The 7929-nt window shown below is 68.0% G+C and carries 4 protein-coding genes and 2 rRNA genes (1 of these 6 only partly in view); 4 read left to right on the top strand and 2 right to left on the bottom strand.

Features of this window, described 5'->3' with window-relative positions; translation table 11 throughout:
- A 23S ribosomal RNA gene (locus O7616_RS04250) occupies nt 1-1563 on the top strand (it extends 1548 nt beyond the left edge of the window).
- A gap of 86 nt (nt 1564-1649) precedes the next feature.
- Nucleotides 1650-1766: ribosomal RNA gene (gene rrf, locus O7616_RS04245) — 5S ribosomal RNA — on the top strand.
- 1046 nt (nt 1767-2812) lie between these two features.
- Here the strand turns inward: rrf and O7616_RS04240 are convergent.
- On the bottom strand, nt 2813-4630 hold the full coding sequence (locus O7616_RS04240) for a VanW family protein (RefSeq protein ID WP_282307523.1): 1818 nt from the start codon (nt 4628-4630) through the stop codon (nt 2813-2815).
- A gap of 182 nt (nt 4631-4812) precedes the next feature.
- Between O7616_RS04240 and nudC the strand changes: the two genes are divergently transcribed.
- Nucleotides 4813-5733, top strand: a complete 921-nt coding sequence (gene nudC, locus O7616_RS04235; RefSeq protein WP_282305696.1) for an NAD(+) diphosphatase — start codon at nt 4813-4815, stop codon at nt 5731-5733.
- 102 nt (nt 5734-5835) lie between these two features.
- A complete protein-coding gene (locus O7616_RS04230) occupies nt 5836-6573 on the top strand; it encodes an FkbM family methyltransferase (RefSeq protein ID WP_282305695.1) in 738 nt (245 codons plus the stop codon).
- A gap of 8 nt (nt 6574-6581) precedes the next feature.
- Here O7616_RS04230 and O7616_RS04225 read toward each other — a convergent pair whose 3' ends face one another.
- Nucleotides 6582-7829: a polysaccharide biosynthesis protein gene (locus tag O7616_RS04225; protein WP_282305694.1), complete on the bottom strand. Its 1248-nt coding sequence runs from the start codon at nt 7827-7829 to the stop codon at nt 6582-6584.
- Between the last annotated feature and the right edge of the window lie 100 nt (nt 7830-7929).

The raw sequence follows: 7929 nt of genomic DNA, 5'->3' as shown, positions 1-7929 counted from the left end.
GTTGTGCTAACCACCCGAGCTACCTGATGTCTTCGGACGGATGGTGGGGAGCGTGGGAACCTGGCGGGTAGTAGTCAAGCGATGGGGTGACGCAGGAAGGTAGCTGAGCCCGGCCGGTGGTTGTGCCGGGGTAAGCGTGTAGGCCGTGGTGTAGGCAAATCCGCACCACTTGAAGGCTGAGACGTGATGCCGAGCCGATTCAGGTGAAGTCAGTGATCCTATGCTGCCGAGAAAAGCCTCTAGCGAGTTCTTAGCGGCCCGTACCCCAAACCGACACAGGTGGTCAGGTAGAGAATACCGAGGCGATCGGGCGAACTGTGGTTAAGGAACTCGGCAAATTGCCCCCGTAACTTAGGGAGAAGGGGGGCCGGAGACGTGAAGCCCCGCGCGGGTGGAGCGTTGTATGGCCGCAGAGAGCAGGGGGAAGCGACTGTTTACTAAAAACACAGGTCCATGCGAAGAAGTAATTCGATGTATATGGACTGACGCCTGCCCGGTGCTGGAACGTTAAGGGGACCTGTTAGCTCTTCGGGGCGAAGCGGAGAACTTAAGCGCCAGTAAACGGCGGTGGTAACTATAACCATCCTAAGGTAGCGAAATTCCTTGTCGGGTAAGTTCCGACCTGCACGAATGGCGTAACGACTTCCCCACTGTCTCAACCACAGGCCCGGCGAAATTGCAGTACGAGTAAAGATGCTCGTTACGCGCGGCAGGACGGAAAGACCCCGGGACCTTTACTATAGCTTGACATTGGTACTCGAATTAGCTTGTGTAGGATAGGTGGGAGCCGGTGAAGTCCATACGCCAGTATGGGTGGAGGCAATCTTGAAATACCACTCTGGTTGATTTGGGTATCTAACTTCGGACCGTTATCCGGTTCAGGGACAGTGTCTGGTGGGTAGTTTAACTGGGGCGGTTGCCTCCTAAAGGGTAACGGAGGCGCCCAAAGGTTCCCTCAGCCTGGTTGGCAATCAGGTGTTGAGTGCAAGTACACAAGGGAGCTTGACTGTGAGACTGACAGGTCGAGCAGGGACGAAAGTCGGGACTAGTGATCCGGCACTTGCGAGTGGAAGCGGTGTCGCTCAACGGATAAAAGGTACCCCGGGGATAACAGGCTGATCTTCCCCAAGAGTCCATATCGACGGGATGGTTTGGCACCTCGATGTCGGCTCGTCGCATCCTGGGGCTGTAGCAGGTCCCAAGGGTTGGGCTGTTCGCCCATTAAAGCGGTACGCGAGCTGGGTTTAGAACGTCGTGAGACAGTTCGGTCCCTATCCGCCGTGCGCGTAGGATACTTGAGAAGGGCTGTCCCTAGTACGAGAGGACCGGGACGGACGAACCTCTGGTGTGCCAGTTGTCCTGCCAAGGGCACGGCTGGTTAGCTACGTTCGGAAGGGATAACCGCTGAAAGCATCTAAGCGGGAAGCCTGCTTCAAGATGAGGTATCCCACCCACCTTTGGTGGGGTAAGGCCCCCAGCTAGACGACTGGGTTGATAGGCCGGAAATGTAAGCCCGGTAACGGGTTCAGTTGACCGGTACTAATAGGCCGAGGACTTGACTACTAAGCTGCTACGCGTCCACTGTGCAACTCTGAACGAGCGAACACCCGTGAACTGTGTGCCGGGGTTGTTTGATATGTTCATAGAGTTACGGCGGTCATGGCGGAGGGGAAACGCCCGGTTACATTCCGAACCCGGAAGCTAAGCCCTCCAGCGCCGATGGTACTGCACTCGTGAGGGTGTGGGAGAGTAGGACGCCGCCGGACAATCTTCCAGAACGGGCCACCCCTTTGCGGGGTGGCCCGTTCTGCATACCCGGCATATTTTTCCCGCATACGTGACCGCGCCAGGCCGATGATCGGACTATCCCAACCAGGGCCGTTCCGCTACGCCGTCCTCTCGGGTTATCCCACCGGGACGTTCGTCAGAGCGTTTCCGTCGGGCTGTTCCACCGCACCGTCCTCTCGGGTTTACTCCACGGGGCCGTCCCATCGGCCGTTTCACAGCCGGATCCTGCTGGCGCCGCGCCCAGCCGGCCCCGCAACCGCTACACCAGGCCATCCCCCCGCCGAAGGGCTGCACCAGCGCGGGAGACCGCGGTTGCTGGGTAACCGGCTACACCAGGCCCCCTCCGCAGGGACGCACCAGCGCTGGATACCGCAGTTGCCTCGCAGCCGCTACACCAGACCCTCTCTGCGGGAACGCACCAGCGCGAGACACCGCGCGGTTGCCGCACCACGAACCCACACCACAAGGTGGATGATCCACCCCACGTCACCGAAGTGGGGGTATCCCCAGCACAGGACACCACCACATCGGCAACCCGCAGCCGCCGCAGCCGCCGCAAGGCCCGCGACCCACCCGATCACCACACCCGACAGGACGCACCGGCACCCGAGGCCCACACCCTGACGAGATCTTGGACAGTTTCCGCTACGCGAGAACGGAAACTGTCCAAGATCTCCAGCCAGCGGGGCTGAGCCGGCTGTCGACGTAGCTTCATCCGAGCCCCGCACCGCAGCCGACAACCACGTCAGGGGGGACATCCGCTTCGGGCGCCTCGTCACGCAGCAGATCCACCGCACCGCGGCATGCCCTCGGGCCGCCCGCGGCATGCCCTCGGGCCGCCCGCGGCATGCCCTCGGGCCGCCCGCGGCATGCCCTCGGGCCGCCCGCGGCATGCCCTCGGGCCGCCCGGTGGTGCCGCCCGTGGTGCCCGCTGGCCCATGATCGACTCGGTTTCGGTGATGTCGGTGTATCCCGCACGGGTGGATGCCCCGGTTTCAGCGAAGCCGAGTCGATCAGGCGTTCGTCAGGGCTTCGGACCGCAGACGTAGCGGGGCTCTGCGTCGTAGCGCCAGGTGAACTTCTCCCGCTTGACCACCGCTCCACCCTTCTTGATGACGCGGAACGCGTCCTGGGTGAAGCCGTTGATCCCGTTGGTCGCGATGCACGACGGACCGGGCTCCAGATGGATCAGCTTCGGAGTGGTGATGTTGCGGCGGGGACCGTACTCCGTCTTCACGCTGTCGTAGATCTTCGTGCTCCAGATCGACACGGTGATCGAGTTGGAGGTGTACGAGGTGTCGATGAGGACGCCGTACTCGGTGTTGTTGCGGAACTTGAAGTCCAGGTCCGGCCAGAAGATCGTGGACTCGATGACCGCCGGGTACCTGTCGAACCAGTACGAGTGCGGCTTGTGCTCGACGTCTTCCAGGCCGGCGTAGTAGGTCGCGTTGAACAGCGTGGTGGTGAACTGTGAGGTGCCACCGCCGACGCCCGGCACCAGTTTGCCGTTGAGGATGACCGGGGCGTCACGGTAGCCCTGTGCGTAGCCGCGTTCGCCGGTGTGGCCGTTCAGGGAGAACGTCTTTCCGGGCAGGACGACGGTGCCGTCGACGTCCTTGGCGATGGTGGTGATGTTCTGGCTGCGCGCGGAGGCCAGGCCGCCGGTGAAGCGGGTGGTGAAGGTGGACACCTTCTCCTTGATGCCCAGGCCGGACAGTTTCTCCGCCGTCAGTTCGGGTTGCGTCGGCTTCAGCTCGCCGGACACCTCGCGGCCGTCCGGCTTGGGTAGGACGGCCAGCAGGTCCTGACCCAGGGTCGCCGCGTCCAGTTGCTGGCCGGGTCGCCCGTCGACGACGGTGGGGCGGCCACCGGTGATGGTCATGGTGGCGTCCTTCGCCGGCACCTCGATGGTGTTGAGGTCGTCGCCGAGCGCTGCCCGCAGCCGCTTGACGTCCACCGACGGCGTCAGCTTGCCGGTCTTGTCGGCGGTGAACCGCAGGCTCTTCGCGATGGCGGCGGGCGGGACCTTGACCGAACCCTTGGTCGTGCGGAGGGTGACGGGCGCGGCGACCGCGGGCTTCGCCAGCTCGTTGACGAGCCGGTCCAGTTCCTCCGGGGTCGTCGTCGGGTGGGTCTCCACCAGCGGCACCGTGATCGGTGTGCCGGCCAGCCAACCGGAACGGACCACCTCGGCGGAGCGCTCCGCGTTCAGGGCCAGCCCGGGCTTGGGCTGCACCACCTTCGGCTTGGTGCCCTGATAGGTGATCGCCGGCATGGTCATGCCCTGGGCCTGGTCGCCGAGGACCTTACGGAGGGCGTCGTCCAACCGGGCCACGTCGACGGTGACCACCGGGTCGACGGTGCGGGAGCCGACCAGTCGGCTGACCGGGTGCGCGTCGGCGGCAGCCGCCGCGGCGACGGTCGCCGGCACGTCGACCTCCAGCCCGATGTCGGCCGGGTTGATCTCGGCGGTACGCCCGTCGACGCTGACGGTCAACGGCTTGGCGTGGTCCGCCGCCCGCCGGGCCAGCTCGGCCCGCAACTCGCGGTCGGCGTCCGCGCGGCTCCGGCCGCCCAGTTCGGCGCCGAGCACGCTGGTGCCGCGCGGAACATCTCCGGCGTACGCCCAGGCGCCCGCACCTGCCACCGCGGCCACCACACCACCGGTGACGCCGGCGGCGAGCAACATCCGCATCCGGCGCGGGCGGCGCGGCCCGGCCTCCGGCTCCCCGGGGCCGGGCACCGGCGCGTCGGTCGACCCGTCGTCGGGCCAGCTGACCGCGGTGACCTGCACGGTGGGCCGGTCGTCGGCGGGTGGAGTCTTGTCGCCGTACAGCGTCACTGGAACCTCGATCGCCAGGGTGCCGCGGGAGTTTCCCACTCCCGGAGCCACCTACGGTAACGAATGCCCGGCGGTCCTTCGCGGCTACGCCCGCCAGGCCCAGGTACGGCGTGTCTCCCGGCGTGTCGCACGAGCCCGGGGTCGCTGCCAGCGGGGGACCGCGCACGTGGCACGGTGGCCTCGTGGACACGGCGGAGCGGGCGTTGGCGTACGCCGGTGGTCGGCTGGACCGGGCGGGTCCGCTGCGCACCGATCCGAGCCGGATGAACGCGCTGCTCGCCGAGCCGACGACAGTGGTGCTGCCGATGTGGCGGGACCGCTGTCTCGTCGACGGGGACGGCCCGGTGCGGCTCACCGCGGATCGCGCTTCGCTGGTCCGGTCCGCCGCCGGTGAGACGGTGTTCCTGGGGCTGGACGGGGACGTGGCCGTGTTCGCCGTGGATCTGTCCGCACTTCCCGAGCGGTCCGCCGTCGAGATGGCCGGTGCGGTACGTGCCGTCGACGTACGGGCTTTGGTCGGGCGGCTCGATCCGGGTGAGGCGGCCGCCCAGGCGTACGCCAGGGGGTTGTTGCACTGGCACCGGCAGCAGCGGTTCTGCGGGACGTGCGGTGCGCCGGCCGTCGCCGGGGGCGGCGGGCACCTGCGGACCTGCACCGGCGGGGATTGCGGGCGGCTGCTGTTTCCCCGGATCGAACCGGCGATCATCGTGTTGGTCGAGGCGCCGGGTTCGCCGGGGCGGTGTTTGTTGGCCCGGCACGCGGGCGCTGCCGAGGACGCGTTCTCGACGCTGGCCGGCTTCGTCGAGGTCGGCGAGAGCCTGGAGGACGCGGTCCGCCGGGAGATGGCCGAGGAGGCGGGCGTGACCGTCACCGACGTGACCTACCAGGGGTCGCAGGCGTGGCCGTTCCCGGCCGGTCTGATGGTGGGGTTCCGGGCGACCGCGACGTCCGACGAGGTACGCGTGGACGGCGAGGAGTTGCTGGAGGCGCGTTGGTTCACCCGGGCGGAGCTGCGGGAGCGGGTGGCCGGCGGCCGTTCGCTCGGTCGGCTGGACGCGATCGACCACCGCCTGCTGGAGGACTGGTTGGCAGGGGATTCCTGACCGATCGGGTTGGTTCTACTCGGTAGTAAGTACACCTATTCAGGTGTGTCGCTGACCCGTACCTTTGCGCTCATGCCGTCTTCGACCGGTCTGGTGACCGCAGTGAGTTCGCATGTGGCGTCGCTCCTTCCGGACCGGGTCGTCGCGGGGGCGATCCGGGCCGTCTACCCGAGGGTCGAGCCGGAGCTGGCGTGCCTCGGGGAGTTCATGCCCGCCGGTGGCACGGCAGTGGACGTGGGCGCCTGGTACGGGCCGTGGACCCAGCGGATGCGCAAGCTGGCCGACCAGGTGGTCGCCATCGAGCCGAACGAGGAACTCGCCCGCAGCATTTCGAGCGCCTTCCCCGAGGTGCGGGTGGTTCGCGCGGTGGCGTCGGACCACGAGGGCAGCGCCGAGCTGTTCCTGCCGAAGAACGGCCCGGCCGTCGGCACCTCGTCTCTGGAACAGGGCGAGGGCAGCTCGACGTCGGTCACCGTCCCGCGGGTCACGATCGACGGCCTCGGCCTCGACGACGTGCGGTTCCTGAAGATCGATGTGGAGGGTCACGAACTGTCGGCGTTGCGTGGCGGGGCCGCGACGATCGACCGGGACGGGCCGGTGCTGTTGATCGAGGTGGAGGAGAGGATCCAGCCGATCGCTCCGATCATCGATCTGCTCGACGAGTGGGGATACTGCGGCTACGTCCTGCCGGAGCGGGAATGGTTGCCGCTCGCCGACTTCGACATCCGGGGAAACCAGCGGGGCGCGATCGCCCGGGTCACCCAGAGCCTCGCGCGACGTGTCGTCCTCCCCCGTCCGCGCTACGTCAACTCGGTGTTGTTCAAGCGCGAAGGCAGGTGACCGGGCGGTCAGCCGACGATCTGGTGTTCGACGGCGCTCGTCGACGAGGGCGGGTCCGGCACGTCCCGTCGTGTCGGGGTGCAGACCATCACCAGCGCGGTCGTCGCGGCGACGGCGAGAGCGCACCACATGATCCCCTGGAACGTACGCGGCGCGACGAGCATGGTCAGGACGGCCAGCACACCGGCCGCCACCCAGAGCGGCGCGGAGGGCCAGCGCGCCCCGGCCGCGATCTTCGCGTTGACCACGGCGAAGACCAGCGCGTAGAGCGCCCCGGTGGCGGCGAAGAACGGGGCGTACCCACCCAGTCGGGCGTAGTCCTCACCGCCGGCCAGGCGGAACGCGAAGCCGCCGGCCAGGGCCGAGGCGACGACCAGGACGGCGCCACAGGCGCCGATGACCGCGAGCATGGTGGTGCGGAGGCGGCGGTCACCGACGGCGAGGCGGGGCAGGGCCAGCACCGTGATCACCTGAGGTGCCCACAGCGCGCCCTTGGTGAGGACGGTGCCGACGGAGTACGCCCCGGAGTCCGCAGGCGACAGCAGTTGGCGAGCGAAGATCAGGTCGGCGTACGACACCACGAGCATCGCCAGCGCCGCGGTGCCGGCGCTGAGCACCTGCCGGACCCGCAGGGCGGTCCCGGCGCTCACCGTGTCGACCGGGTCCGCCGAGGCGGGGCGGGCGATCCAGGCCAGGACCGGCAGGACGAGGTACGCGGTCACCAGGCCGGCGAGGAGCGTGTCCACGACGTCGAAACCGAGGGCGAGGGTGGCGATCATGCCGGCGTACCGGCCGACGGCGAACGCGCTCATGGCCCAGGCGAGGCGCAGGAAGCGCTGCCCGCCCTGTAGCTCACCGAGCCAACGGCCGGCCAGCACGACCGCGAAGGTCGTCGCGGCCACCAGTGCCACGACCGTCACCGACAGCCGAAGGGCGGTCACCATCAGCGGCATGGCCACGACGACGGCCCCGGCGGCGACCGCGGCGGTGACGACGGTGACCCGCGTGGTCGGCGCCCCGGGTCGGCGGGCGCGGTGAACAGCGACCGCCATCTGTAGCCCCACCCCCGCCACACCGGCGATCGCGACCAGGGCCAGCACGGTGGCCAGCACACTCAGCTCCTCGGCCGCCAGGTGCCGGGCACCGATCATCGGAAGCAGGTAGGCCAGCCCGTTCGTCACCATCGCGGCGACCGCCACCGCCGCACCGGCCGCACCCAGCCGGCCCGGACCGGGCCCGGCCGTCGTCTCTGTCATCGCGCCTCATGTCGGTTCGCCGGGGGGATCGGCTGTGCCCTGAGCCGAGCGACCTCGACGCGGTCAGCTCGTCGGCGTCGTCAGGCAAGGTACCGCCCGT

The sequence above is a fragment of the Micromonospora sp. WMMD964 genome (assembly GCF_029581455.1).
Classification (GTDB): domain Bacteria; phylum Actinomycetota; class Actinomycetes; order Mycobacteriales; family Micromonosporaceae; genus Micromonospora.
Note: the sequence above shows the minus strand (reverse complement) of the source record. Positions and strands in the feature narration are given on the sequence as shown.

Coding starts and splice junctions, on each gene's coding strand:
- O7616_RS04225 (WP_282305694.1), bottom strand. CDS start 7,829: ATGACAGAGACGACGGCCGGGCCCGGTCCGGGCCGGCTGGGTGCGGCC.